The sequence below is a fragment of the Microbacterium sp. Se63.02b genome (genome assembly GCF_014171575.1).
In the GTDB taxonomy this organism is placed as follows: domain Bacteria; phylum Actinomycetota; class Actinomycetes; order Actinomycetales; family Microbacteriaceae; genus Microbacterium.
Genome location: NZ_CP050453.1, coordinates 2253609 through 2272331, shown reverse-complemented (window position 1 = coordinate 2272331; position 18723 = coordinate 2253609). Strand labels below are relative to the sequence as shown.

The 18723-nt window shown below is 68.5% G+C and carries 14 protein-coding genes, 1 tRNA gene and 3 pseudogenes; 5 read left to right on the top strand and 13 right to left on the bottom strand.

Annotated features, from left to right (window positions below):
- Window positions 1–22: 22 nt before the first annotated feature.
- Window positions 23–796: an ATP-binding cassette domain-containing protein gene (locus G4G29_RS11195; RefSeq protein ID WP_183150181.1), complete on the top strand. Its 774-nt coding sequence runs from the start codon at window positions 23–25 to the stop codon at window positions 794–796.
- A gap of 96 nt (window positions 797–892) precedes the next feature.
- Window positions 893–968, top strand: a tRNA-Asn gene (locus tag G4G29_RS11190).
- A gap of 165 nt (window positions 969–1133) precedes the next feature.
- Here the strand turns inward: G4G29_RS11190 and G4G29_RS11185 are convergent.
- From G4G29_RS11185 to G4G29_RS22005, 3 genes and pseudogenes are all read right to left on the bottom strand, one after another.
- On the bottom strand, window positions 1134–2570 hold the full coding sequence (locus G4G29_RS11185) for an APC family permease (protein WP_183150180.1): 1437 nt from the start codon (window positions 2568–2570) through the stop codon (window positions 1134–1136).
- Window positions 2571–2616: 46 nt separating this feature from the next.
- Window positions 2617–3045 (bottom strand): zinc-binding dehydrogenase, encoded by a 429-nt coding sequence (locus G4G29_RS22010; RefSeq protein WP_244631915.1) that lies wholly within the window; start codon window positions 3043–3045, stop codon window positions 2617–2619.
- A 373-nt stretch (window positions 3046–3418) separates the two neighbouring features.
- A pseudogene (locus G4G29_RS22005) lies at window positions 3419–3715 on the bottom strand (alcohol dehydrogenase catalytic domain-containing protein); the annotation flags it as partial.
- Window positions 3716–4291: 576 nt separating this feature from the next.
- Between G4G29_RS22005 and G4G29_RS11175 the strand changes: the two are divergent.
- On the top strand, window positions 4292–5248 hold the full coding sequence (locus G4G29_RS11175; protein ID WP_244631913.1) for a helix-turn-helix domain-containing protein: 957 nt from the start codon (window positions 4292–4294) through the stop codon (window positions 5246–5248).
- A 62-nt stretch (window positions 5249–5310) separates the two neighbouring features.
- Here G4G29_RS11175 and G4G29_RS11170 read toward each other — a convergent pair whose 3' ends face one another.
- Window positions 5311–5817 carry a septum formation family protein gene (locus G4G29_RS11170; RefSeq protein ID WP_244631912.1) on the bottom strand — a complete coding sequence of 169 codons (507 nt, stop codon included), beginning with the start codon at window positions 5815–5817 and terminating at the stop codon, window positions 5311–5313.
- Window positions 5818–5946: 129 nt separating this feature from the next.
- A complete protein-coding gene (gene def, locus G4G29_RS11165; RefSeq protein WP_183150178.1) occupies window positions 5947–6513 on the bottom strand; it encodes a peptide deformylase in 567 nt (188 codons plus the stop codon).
- Window positions 6514–6574: 61 nt separating this feature from the next.
- On the opposite strand from def, the gene G4G29_RS11160 reads away from it, so the two are divergent.
- Entirely contained in the window at window positions 6575–7669 is a 1095-nt protein-coding gene (locus G4G29_RS11160; RefSeq protein ID WP_183152815.1) for a DMT family transporter, read from the top strand.
- 31 nt (window positions 7670–7700) lie between these two features.
- Here G4G29_RS11160 and pgl read toward each other — a convergent pair whose 3' ends face one another.
- From pgl to tkt, 6 genes and pseudogenes are all read right to left on the bottom strand, one after another.
- Window positions 7701–8480, bottom strand: a complete 780-nt coding sequence (gene pgl, locus G4G29_RS11155; protein ID WP_183150177.1) for a 6-phosphogluconolactonase — start codon at window positions 8478–8480, stop codon at window positions 7701–7703.
- A gap of 5 nt (window positions 8481–8485) precedes the next feature.
- Window positions 8486–9421, bottom strand: a complete 936-nt coding sequence (locus G4G29_RS11150; RefSeq protein WP_183150176.1) for a glucose-6-phosphate dehydrogenase assembly protein OpcA — start codon at window positions 9419–9421, stop codon at window positions 8486–8488.
- The gene (gene zwf / locus G4G29_RS11145) at window positions 9418–10968 is read right to left on the bottom strand and encodes a glucose-6-phosphate dehydrogenase (protein WP_183150175.1); all 1551 of its coding nucleotides are present in this window, start codon (window positions 10966–10968) and stop codon (window positions 9418–9420) included. The genes G4G29_RS11150 and zwf overlap by 4 nt, the downstream gene beginning before the upstream one ends.
- A 21-nt stretch (window positions 10969–10989) precedes the next feature.
- Window positions 10990–12595: pseudogene (locus G4G29_RS11140) on the bottom strand (glucose-6-phosphate isomerase).
- On the bottom strand, window positions 12592–13704 hold the full coding sequence (gene tal, locus G4G29_RS11135) for a transaldolase (RefSeq protein WP_183150174.1): 1113 nt from the start codon (window positions 13702–13704) through the stop codon (window positions 12592–12594). The pseudogene G4G29_RS11140 and the gene tal overlap by 4 nt, the downstream one beginning before the upstream one ends.
- A pseudogene (gene tkt / locus G4G29_RS11130) lies at window positions 13701–15808 on the bottom strand (transketolase). Before tkt ends, tal begins: the two are co-directional and overlap by 4 nt.
- A gap of 218 nt (window positions 15809–16026) precedes the next feature.
- On the opposite strand from tkt, the gene G4G29_RS11125 reads away from it, so the two are divergent.
- Window positions 16027–16932: a heme o synthase gene (locus tag G4G29_RS11125; RefSeq protein WP_183150173.1), complete on the top strand. Its 906-nt coding sequence runs from the start codon at window positions 16027–16029 to the stop codon at window positions 16930–16932.
- A gap of 93 nt (window positions 16933–17025) precedes the next feature.
- Here G4G29_RS11125 and G4G29_RS22000 read toward each other — a convergent pair whose 3' ends face one another.
- Together G4G29_RS22000 and G4G29_RS11115 are read right to left on the bottom strand one after the other, a co-directional pair.
- Window positions 17026–17511, bottom strand: a complete 486-nt coding sequence (locus G4G29_RS22000) for a hypothetical protein (protein ID WP_244631910.1) — start codon at window positions 17509–17511, stop codon at window positions 17026–17028.
- A 64-nt stretch (window positions 17512–17575) separates the two neighbouring features.
- A complete protein-coding gene (locus G4G29_RS11115; RefSeq protein ID WP_183150172.1) occupies window positions 17576–18682 on the bottom strand; it encodes a COX15/CtaA family protein in 1107 nt (368 codons plus the stop codon).
- Between the last annotated feature and the right edge of the window lie 41 nt (window positions 18683–18723).

Here is an 18723-nt window from a genome sequence, read left to right as displayed (position 1 = left end):
GCGCAGAGGGCAGGATGGACACATGTCCCGCCGGCCCGAATCCCCGAACGCGATCGACTGCTCGGATCTGGTGATCGACCGGATCGGCCACGGGATGCCGACGCGCGCGGTCGACGGCGTCACGTTCTCGCTCGCCCCGGGAGAACTGATCTGCGTCGCCGGTCCGACCGGGTCGGGGAAGTCGACCTTGGTCGCAGCCTTGGCGGGATCCACGGATCCCTCCGTCAAGGTCGTCGGCGGCAGCGCGCAGGTGTGTGGTGTCGACGTCCGCCGGCCGGGCCGGAAGCACCGCATCCTCACGTACCGCACGGGTTTCGTGCCTCAGGGTGCGGGAGCGGACCTGCCGCCGCGCCTGACCGTGAACGAGGTGATCGCCGAGCCGATCCTGATGAGGGAGCGGAGGGTCAACACCAAGGCGCTCTCGATCCGCGTGGCCACTCTGCTGGACGAGCTGCACCTCCCCCTGGGGACGGCGGCGAAATTCCCGTACGAACTCAGTGCGGGCATGCGGCAGCGCGTGGCGATCGCCCGCTCCTTCGTCTTGGAGCCGAAGGTGCTCATCGCCGACGAGGTGCTCGCGAACCTCGACCTCGAAGTCCGGCCCGTGGTGTTCGACGCGATCACCCGCCGCCGCCGGGAGCAGTCGATGGCGGCGCTGCTCGTCACGAACGACGCCGACTTCATCCGGGAGCTCAACGCCGAGACCTTGATGCTCCGCGGTGGCCATGTCGTAGCGAGGGGCGTCGGTCGAGACCTGCTCTGGGTGCCCAATGCGGAGTCGGATTCGCGTCACTGATCTCGACACGCCCGGCATCCTCGAAGGGCGCCATGGTGGCATGAAGTCCGTCCGGAGTTTGCTAAGCTTGTCGAGTTGCCCGCTCAGCGGACACATTCCTCGGTAGCTCAATTGGCAGAGCAGCCGGCTGTTAACCGGCAGGTTCTTGGTTCGAGTCCAAGCCGGGGAGCCAACGAGAAAAGCCCCCTCCTCGGAGGGGGCTTTTCTCGTCCCGCGCACGGTGGGGTGTAGCGAGTGCGGTGTATGCGAGTGCACGGCTTCGCACCGAGCGGGCGGGGTTCTCGCGAGGAGAACCCGTGCACTCGGTGCGAAGCCGTGCTGTCAGGAGGTGTGCGGGTCAGCCGACGCCCTCCATTGCGCTGGTCTCCGTGTTGCCGATCCGGGCGATCACGTCGGGACGTCGGCGGGCGAGGTAGGCATACCGTGTCAGGGCGAGCGCGACCGTTGCAAGGAACACATACGGGATCACGTTGTACGGGAAGGCCGGCACCGGCCAGACGTTCGCGAAGAAGACGTACGCCATGGTGACGACGGCGACGGTCGCGCACACCTTGACGAGACCGTTCCGCATCTTCGCCCGCTGCGTGTACACCACGCAGGCGATCGCGACGAGGGCGTAGGCGACCATGTAGCCGTACGTTCCCCAGGTGTTGACCCAGACCAGGATGTCTCCGGTGGCCGCGCCCGAGAGCAGGAGCACGATGTCGACCGCGATGGCTGCGGCGCCGGCGATGATCAGCACACGATGCGGAGTCAGGTGCTGCTCGTGCGTGCGGCCGAACCGCTCGGCGACGACGCCCTCCTTGCCCATCACGTAGACGATGCGTCCGATCACGTTGAGCGGCGCGACCACCACGGCGAAGAACGACGCCGAGACCCCGAATGTGAGCACGGCCGCGAACCAGCCGGGCATCCCGATCAGCGCAGACATGCTCTCCAGCGGGCTCGCCGAGGTGGCCAGATCGTCGCCGAGCACCGCGATCTGCGTGTATGCGGCGAACACGTACAGCACGCCGACGCCGAGGGCGCTCCACATGATCGCGCGGGGGATGGCCTTGTATGGCTCCTTCGCCTCGCGACCGAGGGCGTCGGCGGAGGAGAACCCGACGAAGCCCAGGATGCCGAGCACCATTCCGGACGCGATGCCCTGGAACGAGGATCCGGCCGCGAGCACCTGGGCAGGATCCCAGGCGGCGGGGCCCGCCCACGCGAGGGCGGCGATCAACAGGATGAGGATGATGCCGACCGAGAGGAGCTCGAGCACGAGCGACACCCGCGCCGAGAGGCGGATGCCGCGGATGGTGAACAGCGTCGCCAGCCCGCCGAGCACGATGGCGAGGCCCATGTCCCAGCCCAGACCCTGCGCGGGAAGGCCGAGCATGCTGAGGAACTGGGCCATGTAGCTGACGGACCCGCTGAGCGATGCCGCCGCGATGCCGAAGCAGCCGATCAGCAGCGTCACACCGGCGAGGAAGGCGCCGAACGGACCGAGACCCTTGGACACGTAGGTGTACAGCGAGCCGGCCGACGCGTGCTTGCGTGCGAACACCACGACGCAGTATCCGACGCACAGGATCACGATCGTGGCGAGGGCGAAGGCGTAGATGGTGCCATTGCCGGCGCCGAGGAAGATGGCCGCGGCCGTGAAGGCGATGACGGCGCTGGGGGCGATATTGGCGATGGCCTGGGCGGCGAGCTCAGGACCGCTCATGACGCCGGTGCGGAGACCGGCGTCCTTGGGGGCGCCAGGTGGGGCGACGACGGTGTCTGACATGGTTCTCCTGGATTCGGGTTTCAGGGACGGTGACAGCCGGAGGCGGTCAGGGGATGAGAAGGGTGCGCAGGGCGGAGCCGGCTTCGAGGTCATCGAGGGCAGCGGCCGCCTCCGACAGAGGACGACGTCCCGAGATGAGCGGGTCGATCTTCAACTGTCCGTCCATGTACCGGTCGACGAGGGCGGGTACGTCGATCGACGGACGGACCGACCCGTAGTTCGAACCGAGGATGCGCTGGTCGGCCTCGGCGAGCACGAGCGGCTCGAACGACGCGCGCGCGCCCGTCGGCGGCAACCCGACGATGACCGCCGCGCCGCCAAGCCCCAGCATCTGGATCGATTGCTCGGTGGTGGTCGTGCGTCCGATCGCGTCGAAGGCGTAGTCCACGCCGTCGGGGATGAGCTCGCGCAGCTGCGCAACGGCATCGCCCTGGGAGGCGTCGATGCGGTCGGTCGCACCGAACTGCAGAGCCATCTGCGTCTTCTCCGGGCGGACATCGATCGCGATGATGCGCTCGGCACCCGCGAGGCGCGCCTTGGACGACGACGTTGAGGCCCACGCCGCCGCAGCCGATCACGGCGACGGTGGAACCCGGCTCGACGGCAGCCGTGTTCAGCACAGCGCCGACGCCCGTGGCCACGGCGCAGCCGACGACGGCGACGACGTCGAGCGGGGCGTCGTCACGCACCTTGACCGCGCCGGACGCGGGGACGACGACCTCCTCGGCGAAGGAGGAGACACCGAGGTAGTGGTGCAGCTGCTCACCGTCACGGCTCAGGCGCGAGGTCCCGTCGAAGAGAACTCCGAGGGGTGCGACCACCGTGGCGACCTTCTGGCACCTGGCCTCGTGTCCCGCGCGACAGTACCGGCACTCGCCGCACGGCGGAACCCAGCTCAGCACGACGTGGTCTCCGACAGCGAGTGTCGTGACACCTTCGCCCAATTCTGTGACGACGCCGGAGCCTTCGTGTCCCATGACCAGAGGAGCGGCGGCATCCCATTCGCCGCGCTTGACGTGCAGGTCGGAGTGGCACACGCCGGCCGCGGCGATCCGCACCCGTACCTCACCGGCCCGGGGAGGTGCGAGATCGACGTCGACGAACTCGATGGGCGACTGAGGGTCGCGGAACACAACAGCTTTCATGACTTCCTTCGGATGGAGAGGGGCTGGGCACGATGCTAGGAGAGACGGCGAGGCATCGGCATTCGACAAAACGATGGATACCGGCTCGCTCTTTCGACAATCGGTATGATCGAGAGATGGCTCGTGACGTCGCCTCCGTGGCCCGATATCTGCGCGGCGAGCTTCTGCCCGGTGCGGTCCCCGGAGCTCGTGCGGTGAACGCGGTCGTCGACCTCGAGTCCTTCGGTGCTCCGACGGATCACCTCTTCGCGACGCTCGTCGCAGCCGACGAGCGAGAGATCCTCGCCCTCCGCGGCGACCCTGATCGGCGTGCCATGCTGCGCGATGCCGTCGTGGTCACCGGCGCAGACGGTTCCGCCGTCCGCGACGCTCTGCGCGAAGCCGAGATCACGGCGGCCGTCGGCGCGGCCGTGGCCCAGGAGCTGCTGACGCCGACGCTGTCGACGCTCCTCGCGGTCGACCAGGCGGCCGAGGCGCGGGCCATCACGTCGGCGATGCGGGTCTCACCCTCGCTGCGCGGCGCAGCGGCATCACGGGGTCATCGCCGAACTCGCGCACCGCATCGATGGATGGGCGGTGCTCCTCGATCGGCACGGCGAGGTGATCACCACGGCCGGGGCAGGGAGCCTGCACATCGACGACGCGATCGCCGTCGCCGTCGGCCGACCGGTCAGGGTGCGCCACCGCGCCCTGCAGGTGCATCCCGTCGGTCCAGGGCAGGACATCACCGCGCAGCTGGTCACTGCTCCTCGCAACGACAGCTCGGGGAGGGGCAGGGAGCTCAGCTCACAGGCGGCGGCGTTGCTGGACCTCCTGATGCGTACGCGCGACAGCAGTCATCTCGAGCGTCTCGGACGTTCGATGATGTTCGAGACCGTGCTCCAGGGTGGGGAGGGGGCGACACGTCTGCTCCGGCGCTGGGGTGTGCACGAGCGCACCCTGGTGGGGTTCGCCCTCGCGTCGCGGACGAGTGGGGTCGACGTCGAGCACCTTCTGGCCCTCTGGCTCGACGAGCTGGGTGCCGAGCATGTCTTCACCTCGCAGCGCGGGCTGGTCCTCGGGGTGGTGCGGGAGGACCACGCGCAGCAGGTGGCGCATCGGGCGCGCACCTACGCCTCGACGCTCTATCTCGGGCTCGGGAGGCCGGCCGATGTCGACGCACTCGCCCGCACGGTCGACGAGGCACGTCACGCCTGCGAGGCCGCGCGCACCGGCGGCGATCGGGTCGTCCGCTACGAGGCGATCCCCACCGTGTCCCTCGTCCTCGGTCAGCTCGACCGGGAGCAGACCCGGCGCATCGCTCGGCTCCTGGACCCGCTGCGCGCAGCAGATCGTCCGGACGAGCTCCTCCAGACGCTTCGAGTGTTCCTGGCCGCGAACGGCGCATGGGGCGACAGCGCGGCACGGCTGCACATCCATCGACAGACGCTGACGGCGCGCATCCGTCGGATCGAGGACCTGACGGGCCTTTCGCTCACGGACCCGGACGATCGCGTGGCGGTCTGGCTCGCTCTGCGCGCGGCCGACGGCTGAACGGGCCGACCGACGGAGAAGGGCCCCGCCGATCGGCAGGGCCCTTCCTCGGAAGACATCGATCAGCGCGCGACGCCCTTCAGCGAACCGGTGGTCTGTCCGGCCGGGTCCATGATGATGCACTGGATCACGCGGTCGTTGCTCTGTTCCCAGGATTCCTGGCTGGGCGTGAGCGTGGTCACGTCGAAGGCGGAGTCCTGGTAGCTCACGCCGACGAACGCGGTGTACGCGTCGCCGATGCAGCCTTCGGAGGCCGCGTCGATGTCGGCGTCGGAGAACTCGCCGTCCTCCATCGTGATCTCGTGGTAGACCTCCTGGTCGTGCGGCTCGGAGCACGGGAGGATGTCGGCGTCGGTCAGCATTCCTGAGCCGGTCTCGAGCATGCAGTCGCCGAGCTTGATCGAGAAGACGTCGACGTTCGCGCTCTCGGTGACCTGACCGGTCTCCTCATCGCGATTCGCGTCGCCGGAGCCACCGCCCAGGATCCCGTTGATCGCGCTGCAGCCGCTCAGAGCGACCGAGAGCGCGACCGCGGAGCCCGCCAGCATCAGAGCACGTCGAGTGCGCATCTTCATCATGGTGTGTTTCCCTCCCAGGTGTCACGGAGGCATGCGAAACGGCCCCCGCCGCGAACACGCTAGCGGGCAGGGAGTCTATGACGCAACTCGAAGGATGCTGTGGACCGGCTGAGAGCGGCGTCAGCCTTCGAGGTCGTCGACGCCGGGCATCCAACTCGCTCCCGGTCGGCCCCACCCCCGCTTGCGCGCGATCTTCTGCACCGTCTTCCAGTCTCCGTCGGACAGGCGATCCACGTAGAGGATGCCGTCGAGGTGGTCGAACTCGTGCTGCATGATCCGCGCACGCCAGCCGTCGACATCGATCGTCACCGGTCGCCCGTCGAGATCGGTCGCCGTCACGTGGACCCGCTCCGAGCGGCGCAGGGGGAATCGCTCGCCCGGGAACGAGAGGCAGCCTTCGGACTCCAGATCGGGGTCGGGGTCGCCCGGCTCCAGGGGTGTCATCCAGAGCACCGGGTTGATGAGGACGCCACGCCAGGGCTGGTCGTCATCGTCCACGTACGCGTAGGTGTAGATGCGCAGCGGGACGCCGACCTGCGGGGCGGCGAGTCCGACACCCGGTGCGGTGTCCATGGTCTCGAACATGTCGGCGACGAGGGTGCGGATCTCGTCCGTGACCTCTTCGACGGGAGAAGCGGGGGAGTGCAGGACGGGGTCGCCCATGATGCGAATCGGAAGTACAGCCACGTCACAACCCTAGTCCGCGCCGGTCGACGGGTAGGCTCTTAGCGTGACTGCTGGGGTGTGGATGAACGCGGTGGAGGATGTCGGCGACCAGCTCGTCGGCGCCTTCCAGAACCCCGGACTGCTGCTGGGCATCCCCCTCGCCCTCGCGGGTGCGGTCTTCATGTCGCTGGGAGCGCAGTACCAGCATCGAGGAGTCGAGAAGGTCGAACGTCTCAGCGGTGCCGACGGCGCATCGGGCCTGACCTTCGATCAGATCAAGCGCCTGCTGACACGTCCGTCGTGGCTCCTCGGCACCCTCATGCTCGGACTCGCCGTGATCTGCCAGCTCGCCGCGCTCGTGAAGGCTCCGCTGATCGTCGTCCAGCCGCTCGGGGCGATCGCCCTCGTCATCACGACTCTCCTCAACGCCAGAGTCTCCGGGCACGCACCGACGCGGCAGTCTCTCACCGCCATCGTGTGCTGTGTCGGCGGCATCTTCCTGTTCGTGTTCTTCGCTGCGATCTATGCGACCGAACAGGAGGTGACGGATCGCGAGCTCTTCGTGATCCTCGCGCTCCTGCTCGTCGTGATCATCATCCTCGGCGGCGGATGGCTGATCCTTCGGCACCGCATGCGCGCGCTGTTCTATGTGATCGGCGCCGGCGTGCTCTACGGCTTCGTCGCCACACTGGCGAAGGTGGTCATCAAGCGCATCGAGGCAGGTCAGTTCGAGTGGATCACCGCGATCTGCGTGCTCGCGCTGCTCGCCGCGGCGGCCGTGGGCGGCTACTTCGTGCAGACCGCGTACAGCTCGGGCCCGCCCGACCTCGTGATCGCCGGACTGACGGTCGTCGACCCGCTCGTCGCCGTCCTGATCGGCATGGTCGTCCTGGGTGAAGCCGCTGCCGCTCCGCCGTGGGTCATGGTGATCTTCGCGGTCGCCGGCGCCATCGCGGTCTGGGGTGTGGTCGGCCTCGCCCGCTACCACCCGCAGGTGCTCAGCGAGAGCCAGGAGCTCGGTATCGAGCGAGGGAGCACGCCGACGGGTCAGGGAGACGCTGGAGCCGACTCTTCCGCGGCCGCACGGGCCACCGATTCCGGTGCACCGGAGCGCTCGGAGGATCCCGAAGCGCCCGGCACTCCGCCGTGGCGAGCGGGCTCCGGGGAACAGCCCTGAGCGGATCAGGGCTTCAGCCAGGGACGTCGGCTCAGTACGCCTGATCGATCAGATCGGGTGAGACCTCGGATGCCGCCGCCTCGTCGACGAAGAACACCGTGCGCTTGCGGCCTTTCGCGCCCGCTGCGGGCACACTCGTGTAGCTCGCCCCGGCGAGTGCGAGGCCGAGTGCCGACGCCTTGTCCGCTCCGGTGAGCACGAGCCAGACCCGCTTCGACGAGTTGAGCACCGGACGCGTGAGTGTGACGCGCTCCGGAGGCGGCTTCGGGGAGTCGCGCACGGCGAGCACAGCGGCATCGGTGACGGTGACCTCGTCGCGGTCGGGGAAGAGCGACGCGATGTGGCCGTCGGGGCCGACACCGAGGAAGCAGACCGCGAACGACGGCCACGGGTGCTCGGTGGTGCCGAACCCGGCGAGTTCCTCGGCATAGGCCGCGGCCGACTCGTCGAGGGTCAGCCCTGTCTCCGGCCCCGACACCTCGTGCACGTTCTCCGCAGGGACGGCGATGTGATCGAGCAGCGCCTGACGGGATTGCAGGGAGTTGCGGTCGTCGTCGTCGCGGGGGACGAACCGCTCGTCACCCCACCAGAAGTGCACCAGTGACCAGTCGATGTCTGCCGCTCGCGGGTCTTCTGCGGTCGCGCGAAGCACCGCGCCACCCATGGAACCACCGGTGAGGGCGATGTGCGCCAGCCGTCCGTTGCGCGTGCGCGCACGCACGCGCGACAGGAATCGGTCGGCGACACGATGGGCGAGAGCGGTAGGGGTGGCTTCCACCACGACCCGCTTCTCTGCGGACGATACCGGCATCGACGTCACTCTCCAGTCTCGGGCGGACCCAGTTTCTCCCAGCCCTCGGTGATCACTCGACCGTACAGGACGTCGGGGTCGAGCCTGCGCAGCTCCTCCGCGAGGCACTCGCGCAGCGTGCGCCGCGGCAGGTGCAGATCATGGTTCGGCTGATCGGGCTGCGTGAGGATCGCGATGCCGGGGGAGGGGCGCTCGAGCGTGATGTCGCCAGACGCCCGAGTGAGCCGCACGGACTTGATCCCCTCCTGCCAGTGCTCAGGGTCTTCGTACGACCAGTGCACGCGGACGTCGAGGGCCATCTGCAGCCACGCGGCGAGCAGCGCGGTCGACGGAGACGCGGAGCCGCCGCGTACCTCCACACCCGTGATGGGTTCGAACGGCGGCTGGTCGAGCACCGCGGCGAGCTGCTCGCGCCAGTGCGTCAGGCGGGTCCAGGCGAGGTCGGTGTCGCCGGGGGCGTGGGTGCGCCCGAGCAGCGCGAGTCGATCACGCACATCGGGAGACGTCGCGGCGTCGGTGATCCGGCGCTGGGCGATCCGTCCGAGGGGAGATGTCGCCGGCGAGGTCGGAGCCTCCTCCGGCCACCAGGCGACGACCGGTGCATCCGGGAGGAGGAGTCCCGTGATGAGGCTCTCCTCGTTGCTCGCGGCGTCTCCGTAGGCGCGCAGGACCACGACCTCGCTGGCGCCGGCGTCTCCGCCCACGCGGATCTGCGCGTCGAGGCGGGATTCCCCTTCGCCCGTGGTGATCACGATGACGCGCATGGGGTGCTCGCGGGAGGCGTCGTTCGCCGCGTCGATCGCCGCCTCGGCCACGCCGTTGCGGGCCGCGATGACGAGCGTGAGCACGCGCCCGAGAGCGACCGCTCCGCCCTCTTCGCGCACCTTGACGAGCTGCTTGGCGACCTGACTGACCGTCGTGTCGGGAAGATCGATGATCACGGGCGTCTCCAGACTCGTCCGTCGCGGGCCAGCAGGTCGTCGGCGGAAACCGGTCCCCACGAGCCCGGAGCGTACTGTTCCACCGGGCCGCCCACAGCCGCCCAGTACTTCTCGACCGGGTCGAGGATCTTCCAGGAGAGCTCGACCTCCTCGTGCCGCGGGAACAGGGGCGGGTCGCCGAGGAGGACGTCGAGGATCAGACGTTCGTACGCCTCGGGGCTCGCCTCGGTGAACGCGTGGCCGTAGCCGAAGTCCATCGTGACATCGCGGACGTTCGTCCCGCTGCCCGGCACCTTCGAGCCGAAGCGGATCGTGACGCCCTCGTCGGGCTGCACCCGGATGACGAGAGCGTTCTGGCCGAGCTCTGAAGCGTTTCCCCGCCCGAAGAGGTGCTGCGGCGCGCGCTTGAAGACCACGGCGATCTCGGTGACGCGGCGGCCGAGGCGCTTGCCGGTGCGCAGGTAGAACGGCACCCCGGCCCAGCGTCGGGTGTCGATCTCGAGCTTGATCGCGGCGTAGGTCTCGGTGGTCGACTCGGGGTTCATGCCCTCCTCGTCGAGGAAGCCGGTGACCTTCTCGCCACCCTGCCACCCGCCAGCGTACTGACCGCGAGCCGTCGCGATCGACAAGTCGTCGGGCACATGAACCGCGGCCAGGACCTTCTCCTTCTCGGCGCGCAGGTGCTCGGCAGACAGGCTGATCGGCTCCTCCATGGCGGTGAGGGCGAGCAGTTGGAGCAGGTGGTTCTGGATCACGTCGCGCGCCGCGCCGATGCCGTCGTAGTAGCCCGCGCGACCGCCCACACCGATGTCCTCGGCCATCGTGATCTGCACGTGATCGACGTAGTTGCGGTTCCAGATCGGCTCGTACAGCTCGTTCGCGAAGCGCAGCGCGAGGATGTTCTGCACCGTCTCCTTGCCGAGGTAGTGATCGATGCGGAAGATCGAGTCGGCGGGGAAGGCGACCTCGAGTGCGGCGTTGAGAGCGCGCGCGGATTCGAGGTCGTGGCCGAACGGCTTCTCGATGACGACGCGACGCCAGCGCTCGTCGTCGTCGCTGTCCTCGCCGACGAGACCCGAGTCCTTCAACTGCTTGGCGACGAGCGGGAAGTCCTTCGGCGGGATGGACAGGTAGAACGCGTGGTTTCCCATCGTGCCGCGCTCGACATCGAGCTTCTCGATCGTGTCACGCAGCTTCCGGAACGAGTCGGGGTTGTCGAATTCACCCGACACGAACCGGATGCCCTGCAGCAGCTGCGTCCACGTCTCTTCACGGAACGGGGTGCGGGCGTGCTGCTTGACCGCGTCGTAGACCACCTCGGCGAAGTCCTGGTCCTCCCAGTCGCGACGGGCGAAGCCGACCAGGGCGAACCCCGGGGGCAGCAGGCCGCGGTTGGCGAGGTCGTAGACCGCCGGCATGAGCTTCTTGCGCGACAGGTCCCCGGTGACGCCGAAGATCACGAGGGCACTGGGCCCCGCGATCCGGTTGAGGCGGCGATCGTCGGGGTCGCGCAGCGGGTTGTGCCCGCGCGAGATGGGAACAGACATCGGTGGGGGATTCTCCTGCTGTTACTTCTGTGCGGCTTCGAAGAGGGCGAGCACGTCGTCCGAGGACTCGGTGATCGTCAGCGAGACGACGGGTCGGCCGTGCTCGGCGAGCACGGCCGCGTCGCCTGCGGCCTGGGCCTGGATGAGCTGGCCGAACGTGAAGGGCCGCTCCGGGATCTCGAGGTCGACCTCGGTGCGCTCGAGGATCTGCAGGAACACCCCTGCGCCGGTCCGCCCTTGTGGTACTGACCGGTCGAGTGCAGGAATCGCGGACCCCAGCCGAACGTGGTGGGGCGCCCGGAGTCCGCAGCGACCAGCTCGCGCAGGCCCTGGAGCTGCGGCACTTCGAGACGGTTGACGTATGCCTGGATCGACACATAGCCGTCGGCGGGGAGCTGCGCCCAGAGGGCGTCGAGCACACCCTCCACGGTTCCGGACGCCGCGAGGGCCGGGTCCGAGACGCGCACCTCGACACCGTTCTCGACGAAGGCCGGGGCGGTGGGCTCTGGGCGGGCGTCGAGAAGACCGCGCGCGGCGATCTTCGCGGACTCGACGTCGGGCTGGTCGAAGGGGTTGATCCGCAGCAGGTGCCCGGCGATCGCGGTGGCGTACTCCCACACGATGAACTGGGCGCCGAGGGTGCCGCTGACGAGGATCTCGCCTTCGTGGCGTTCGTGCAGATGGAACTCGTTCGCGTCGTCGACGAGTCGGACCACCTGGAGGTCGGCGGGCACGGGGTCGAGCTCGGGGGAGACCGGGAGCAGGACGACGGGGAGGATCCCGGTGCCCTCCTTGCCGGTGGACTCCGCGATCAGCTGCTCGATCCAGTCGGGCAGACCGTTGATGTGCGTGCCGTCGGTGATGAGCCCCAGCTTGTCGCGCCGCGGGGTGGTCGCAGCGATCGCGGCGCCGAGGCGCAGGGCCGGGTTCTCGGCCGAGTCGACCGCGACCTCGAGCAGGGAAGCCTCGGCCTCGTTCAGCAGCTCGTCGATGTCGACGCCGGCGAGGCCGGAGGGGACGAGCCCGAAGGCCGTGAGTGCGGAGTACCGGCCGCCGACGTTGGGGTCGGCGTTGAACACCCGGTATCCGGCCTCGCGTGCCGAGGCATCGAGCGGCGAGCCGGGGTCGGTGACGACGACGATGCGCTCGGCCGGATCGATGCCGAGGTCGCGGAAGGCCGCCTCGAAGGTGCGACGCTGGGAGTCGGTCTCCACGGTCGAGCCCGACTTCGACGACACGACGAGGACCGTGTCGTCGAGGCCCTCGTCGAGAGCCGCGAGGACCTGTCCGGGGGCAGTCGAGTCGAGGATGGTGAGCGGCACACCGGAGGTCTGGGCGATGACCTCGGGGGCCAGGGACGATCCCCCATGCCGGCGAGCACGACGCGGGTGACGCCCTTCGCGTTCAGGTCGGCCCGCAGCGCGACGATCTCGTCCACGAGGGGGCGCGAGACCGAGACGGCCTCCACCCAGCCGAGGCGCACGGCGGCTTCGGCTTCGGCGTCGGGACCCCAGAGCGTGGAATCGCCGCTGGTGATGCGCGAGGCCACGAGGTCGTGCACCAGTGCAGGGACGGTCTCGTCGATCGCGGCACGCGCGGCGCCGGAGGTGTGGATCGCGAAAGTCATCGCTGGGCCTCCAGCGCTTCGGAGACCTGGCTGAGGAGGTCGTGCCAGGAATCGATGAACTTGGCGACGCCCTCCTCTTCGAGCACCTGGGTGACGTCGTCGAAGTCGATTCCGAGTTCCTTGAGCCCGGCGAACACCTCGCGGGCCTCGTCGTAGCCGCCGGTGATCGTGTCGCCCGTCACGACACCGTGGTCGAAGGTGGCCTCGAGTGTCTTCTCCGGCATCGTGTTGACCACGCCCTGCGCGACCAGCTCGGTCACGTACAGCGTGTCGGGGAGGGCCGGGTCCTTGACCCCGGTCGATGCCCACAGCGGGCGCTGGAGGTTCGCGCCGACCGCGATCAGGTCCTGCGCGCGCTTCTCGGCGAACTTCTGCTCGAAGAGCTCGTAGGCGAGCCGCGCGTTGGCGAGGCCGGCCTTGCTCTTGAGTGCTTCGGCCTCAGCGGTTCCGACGGCCGACAGGCGCTTGTCGGTCTCGGTGTCGACCCGGGAGACGAAGAACGATGCGACCGAGTGGATGCTCGACAGGTCGAAGTCGCCGCTGTGCGCGCGCTCCAGCCCCGCCAGGTAGGCGTCGATCACGTCGGCGTAGCGCTCCAGGCTGAAGATGAGCGTGACGTTGACGCTGATGCCGTTCGCGATCGCCTCTGTGATCGCGGGCAGGCCAGCCTTGGTCGCCGGGATCTTGACGAGCAGGTTGGGACGATCGATCTTCGCCCACAGCTCCTTGGCCTGGGCGACGGTGCCTGCCGTGTCGTGTGCGAGGTCGGGGGAGACCTCGATCGAGACGCGACCGTCGACGTGGTTCGATGCCTCCCACACAGGACGGAACACGTCGAGTGCGGCCCGGACGTCCTGCGTCGTGGCGGCGAAGACGGCCTCTTCCGCAGAGGCTCCCGAGGCGGCGAGCTCGGATACCTGGGCGTCGTAGGACGTGTCGTTCTTGTCGGTGATCGCGTTGGCGAAGATCGTCGGGTTCGTGGTGACACCCACGACGTTGCGCGACGCGATCAGCTCGGCGAGGTTGCCGGAGGAGATGCGGGTGCGGGAGAGATCGTCGAGCCAGATGCTGACACCTGCGGCGGCGAGCTGTGCGGTGGGGGTGCTCATGCGTTCTCCTTGGTGCTGTGTGCGGCGATGGTCTCGCGTGCGGCCGCGATGACGGCCTCGGTGGTGATGCCGAACTTCTCGAACAGGGTCTTGTAGTCGGCGGAGGCGCCGAAGTGGTCGATGCCGACCGATCGGCCGCGGTCGCCCACGATGCCGCGCCACGTGAGCACGGAGCCGGCCTCGACGGAGACGCGCGGTGACGGACGACGGAAGCACGCTCGCGGTAGGCCTCGTCCTGCTCCGCGAACCACTCCAGCGAGGGGGCGGAGACCACACGGACGTTGATGCCCTCGGTCGCCAGCGCCTCGCGGGCATTGACGGCGAGCTGCACCTCGGAGCCGGTGGCGACGATGATGACGTCTGGCGTGCCGTTCGGCGCCTCGGCCAGGACGTAGGCGCCCTTGGCCGCGTTGTCGGCGGAGGCGAAGGTGTCGCCAGAGGCCGCGCCCTCGCCGCGCGCGAACACCGGGATGTTCTGACGGGTCAGCGCGATGCCTGCGGGGCCCTCGTGGCGGCGGAGGATCTCCAGCCACGCCGCGGCGGTCTCGTTCGCATCGGCTGGACGGACGACCGTGAAGTTCGGGATCGCGCGGAGCGTCGCGAGCTGCTCGACCGGCTGGTGGGTCGGGCCGTCTTCACCGAGCGCGACCGAGTCGTGCGTCCAGACGAAGATGCTCGGCACGTTCATCAGCGCGGCGAGGCGCACCGAGGGGCGCATGTAGTCGCTGAAGATGAGGAAGGTGCCGCCGAAGGCGCGTGTCGGACCATGCAGGACGATGCCGTTGATGATCGCGCCCATGGCGTGCTCGCGGATGCCGAAGTGCAGCACACGACCGTACGGGTTGCCCGACCACTCGTGGGTCGACCACTCGGCAGGGATGAACGACGGGGCGTCCTTGATGGTGGTGAGGTTCGACTCGGCGAGGTCGGCCGAGCCACCCCACAGCTCCGGCAGCTCTGCGGCGAGGGCGTTGATGACCTGTCCGGATGCGGCGCGGGTCGAGACCTCCTTGCCTGCCTCGAACACGGGCAGCGCGCTCGCGATGTCGGACGGGAGCTCGTGAGCCTCGACGCGGTCGAGCAGCTCCTTCTTCTCCGGGTTCGCAGCGGCCCACGCGTCGAACGACTCCTGCCACGCCGCGCGGGTCTCGGCGGCGCGGGCGGCCAGTCCGCGGGTGCGCTCGAGCACGTCGTCCGCGACCACGAAGGTCTGCTCCGGGTCGAAACCGAGGACCTTCTTCGTGGCCGCGAGCTCGTCAGCGCCGAGGGCGGAGCCATGGATCTTGCCGGAGTTCTGCTTTCCAGGCGACGGCCATCCGATGATGGTCTTGAGGATGATCAGGGACGGCTTCGACGTCTCGCTCTTGGCGGCTTCGATCGCGGCGTGGAGTTCGGCCACGTCTTCGACGTACTCGCCGGTCTTCTTCCAGTCGACGACCTGCACCTGCCAGCCGTACGACTCGTAGCGCTTCGCGACGTCTTCGGTGAAGGCGACGTTCGTGTCGTCCTCGATCGAGATCTGGTTGGAGTCGTAGATCGCGATGAGGTTGCCGAGCTGCTGGTGGCCCGCGAGCGAGGAGGCCTCGCTCGTCACGCCCTCCTGGAGGTCTCCGTCGCCGGCGATCACGTACACGAAGTGGTCGAACGGGCTGGTGCCCGCTGCGGCGTCCGGGTCGAACAGGCCGCGCTCGTAGCGCGCGGCGTAGGCGAAGCCCACGGCGGAGGCGAGTCCCTGACCCAGCGGGCCCGTGGTGATCTCGACACCCTTGGTGTGTCCGTACTCCGGGTGGCCAGGAGTCTTCGAGCCCCAGGTACGCAGCGACTTCAGGTCGTCGAGCTCGAGTCCGAAACCGCCGAGGTAGAGCTCGACGTACTGCGTCAGCGAGGAGTGGCCAGCAGAGAGGATGAAGCGGTCGCGACCGAGCCAGTCGACATCCGCCGGATCATGCCGGAGTACGCGCTGGTAGAGGAGGTACGCGGCAGGAGCGAGGCTCATGGCCGTGCCGGGGTGACCGTTTCCGACCTTCTCCACGGCGTCAGCCGCCAGGATTCGAGCGGTGTCCACCGCGCGTCGATCGATCTCATCCCACTGCAATTCCGACACGTTCATGCCCTTTCCGACAGTTTCGAGGGCGCCCGTATTCCCTGGCGCATCCGCATCATCACGGAGTGGTGTGCACTTCGCCGGGCGCGAGTGTTTTCAGCATAGCGGTGACGTGAGATGCGCTACGCGGGCCCGCGAGCCGGATCCCGTCATCCCGTGTCATACACTGGAGAGGTTGTCCGGTCACACGTGCGGAGGAGGCGATCGAGATCTCGACGATGTCTGATCAGACCGTGAAGGAGTCGTCCATCGGTCGCACGGTGAAGGCGTATGTCACGCTCACCAAGCCCCGTGTCCTCGAGCTGCTGCTCGTGTCCACTGTTCCCGTGATGTTCCTCGCACAGGGTGGGCTCCCGAATCTGTGGCTCGTGCTGGCGACCGTGATCGGCGGGTCGCTGAGCGCCGGGTCCGCCGCGGCGTTCAACATGTACCTGGACCGCGACATCGATGCGCACATGCACCGCACCGAGAACAGGCCGCTCGTGACCGGCGAGGTCAGCCCTCGTGGCGCGCTGATCTTCTCGTGGACGCTCGCGATCGCATCGACGGTGTGGCTGCTCGCCACGACCAACTGGCTCACGGCGACGCTCTCCGCGACGGCCATCTTCTTCTACGTCGTCATCTACACGATGATCCTCAAGCGCCGGACCGAGCAGAACATCATCTGGGGCGGCATCGCAGGATGCTTCCCCGTGCTCATCGGCTGGTCCGCCGTCACCGGGTCGCTCGACTGGCCGGCATTCATCCTGTTCCTGCTCGTGTTCCTCTGGACGCCGCCGCACTACTGGCCGCTGTCGATGAAGTACAAGGACGACTACGAAGACGTCGACGTGCCGATGCTGGGCGTCACGCGAAACGCCTCGCAGGTCGGTCTCCAGGTGATCCTGTATGCGTGGGCCACCGTCGCCTGCTCGTTGCTCCTCGTCCCGATCGCCGGGATGGGCCTCATGTACACCGTCTCGGCGGCGGTGTTCGGCGGATGGTTCATCTACGAGTCGCACCGCCTGTACAACCGTGCCGTGCACGGGACGGAACCGCGCCCGATGCGCGTGTTCCACGCGTCGATCACCTATCTGACGCTGATCTTCGTCGCCGTCGCGATCGACCCGCTGCTGCCGTTCTGACGTCCCCTCCGGTGTGACGAACGAGGCGGCGTCGATCTCTCGACGCCGCCTCGGTCTCGTTCTGGAGTTGCGGTCTCTTGCTGGCGATTGACGTCAGCGCGTGAGGGGCTGCTCCGACGACGAGTCGTCCTCAGAGGAGTCGGCGGCGGAGGAGTCAGCGGACGACGAGTGGTCGTCCGCGGGCGTGAGGGGTGCGTCCGTCACGGTGTCGCCGGTGTCCGCGAGGGGCGCGCCGCTGGTCGATGTCGGAGCCGCCACGGCGGTCTGGTCCTCGGTCGGCGCGGTCGTCCAGTCGATCGCCTCGACGACCGCCGGGGCAGGCGTCGGGACGAGTGAACGAGCAGCGACGAGTCCGAGCGTCAGCAGGATGCCGACGATTCCGGCGGCGAGGACTCCGGCGCCCACGACGACCAGCGACTGACCGACGTACACCTCGACGCCGGTGGCCGTGCCGTCGAGAAGGGTCGTCGTCATCGTCGCGATCTGACCGGAGATGAGCCATCCGCCGACCGCCGTCGTGGCGAGGGACACGACCAGGAGGAGCCAGAATCCGATGCTGCGTGAGAGTGACTTGTTCATGCCCCCACTATCGCTGCGGCTCCGGTGAGTCTGCGATGTGCGAGCTATGGATCGACTGTGGACGTCACTCTTCGATGCGTGCGGGGCGCTTCAGGTGCAGCACGACCACTGTGTACGCCGCCGCCGAGAGCGATGCCAGCACCATGTGGATGCCGACCAGCAGCGGCGGCAGTCCTTCCCGTGCCTGCCAGACCCCGACGCCGACCTGCACGAGGATCGCGATGACCAGGACCAGCAGCCACCGCCTCGGCTCCAGGCGCAGTACCCAGGCGGACACCGTCAGGAACAGGACGAGTGCGGCGAGCACGTATCCGGGCCAGGAGTGCACGTGAGCCAGCACGGTCGCGTCGAATCCGTGCCGCAGCACATCGGCGTCTCCCGAGTGCGGGCCCGATCCCGTCGTCAGGACGCCGAACACGATGGTCACCGCCAGAGCAAGGCCCGTGACATGGGTGACCGCGGCGAACCACGACGGGACGGCGCGCTCTCGCGGGCCCGGGGCGGCCTTCAGCCGGACCAGGAACGCCGCGGTGACGCAGACGAGGAGAAGAGACGACGTGTAGTGGAATCCCACGATGAAGGGGTTGAGACCCGTCAGTACGGTGATGCCTCCGACGAGTGCCTGCGCGACCACGCCGATCAGCACGAGCCACGCGAGCAGCACCAGATCGCGCCGAGTCGGGGTCGTCCGTACGGAGTGCACCGCGGCTGCGATCACCGCGATGAGCAGCACGCCGAGCGCGATGGGCGAAGCAGGGAAGTGGAACGGTGTCGCGATCGCGAAGGCGGCACCGGCGGCGATGATCCCGGCCAGCGCGTACCAGAGCGCCGTCTTGAGCGCACGCGCGCCGCTGATGGTGTGCAGAACCAGCAGGACGACGACGAGGGCGATGATGCCGACCACGCCCGTCATGAGCCGATTCCCGAACTCGATGAGTCCGTGGATGCCCTGCACTTCGAGGATCGGCACGAGCGACTCCGGCGTGCACAGCGGCCAGTCGGAGCAGCCGAGTCCGGAGCCGGTGAGGCGCACAGCACCGCCCGTGCCGATGATGATGGTCTCGCTGACGAACGAGAGCCACGCGAACACCGTCAACGCGCGACCCCACACCGCGGAGCGAGGCGGAACCGCTCGCGTCGTCGAGGAGGCGGGCATCGTCGTATCGGTCATGTGTCCTCCGGACCGCGCGCGAACGGGCGGGCATGGCCCGT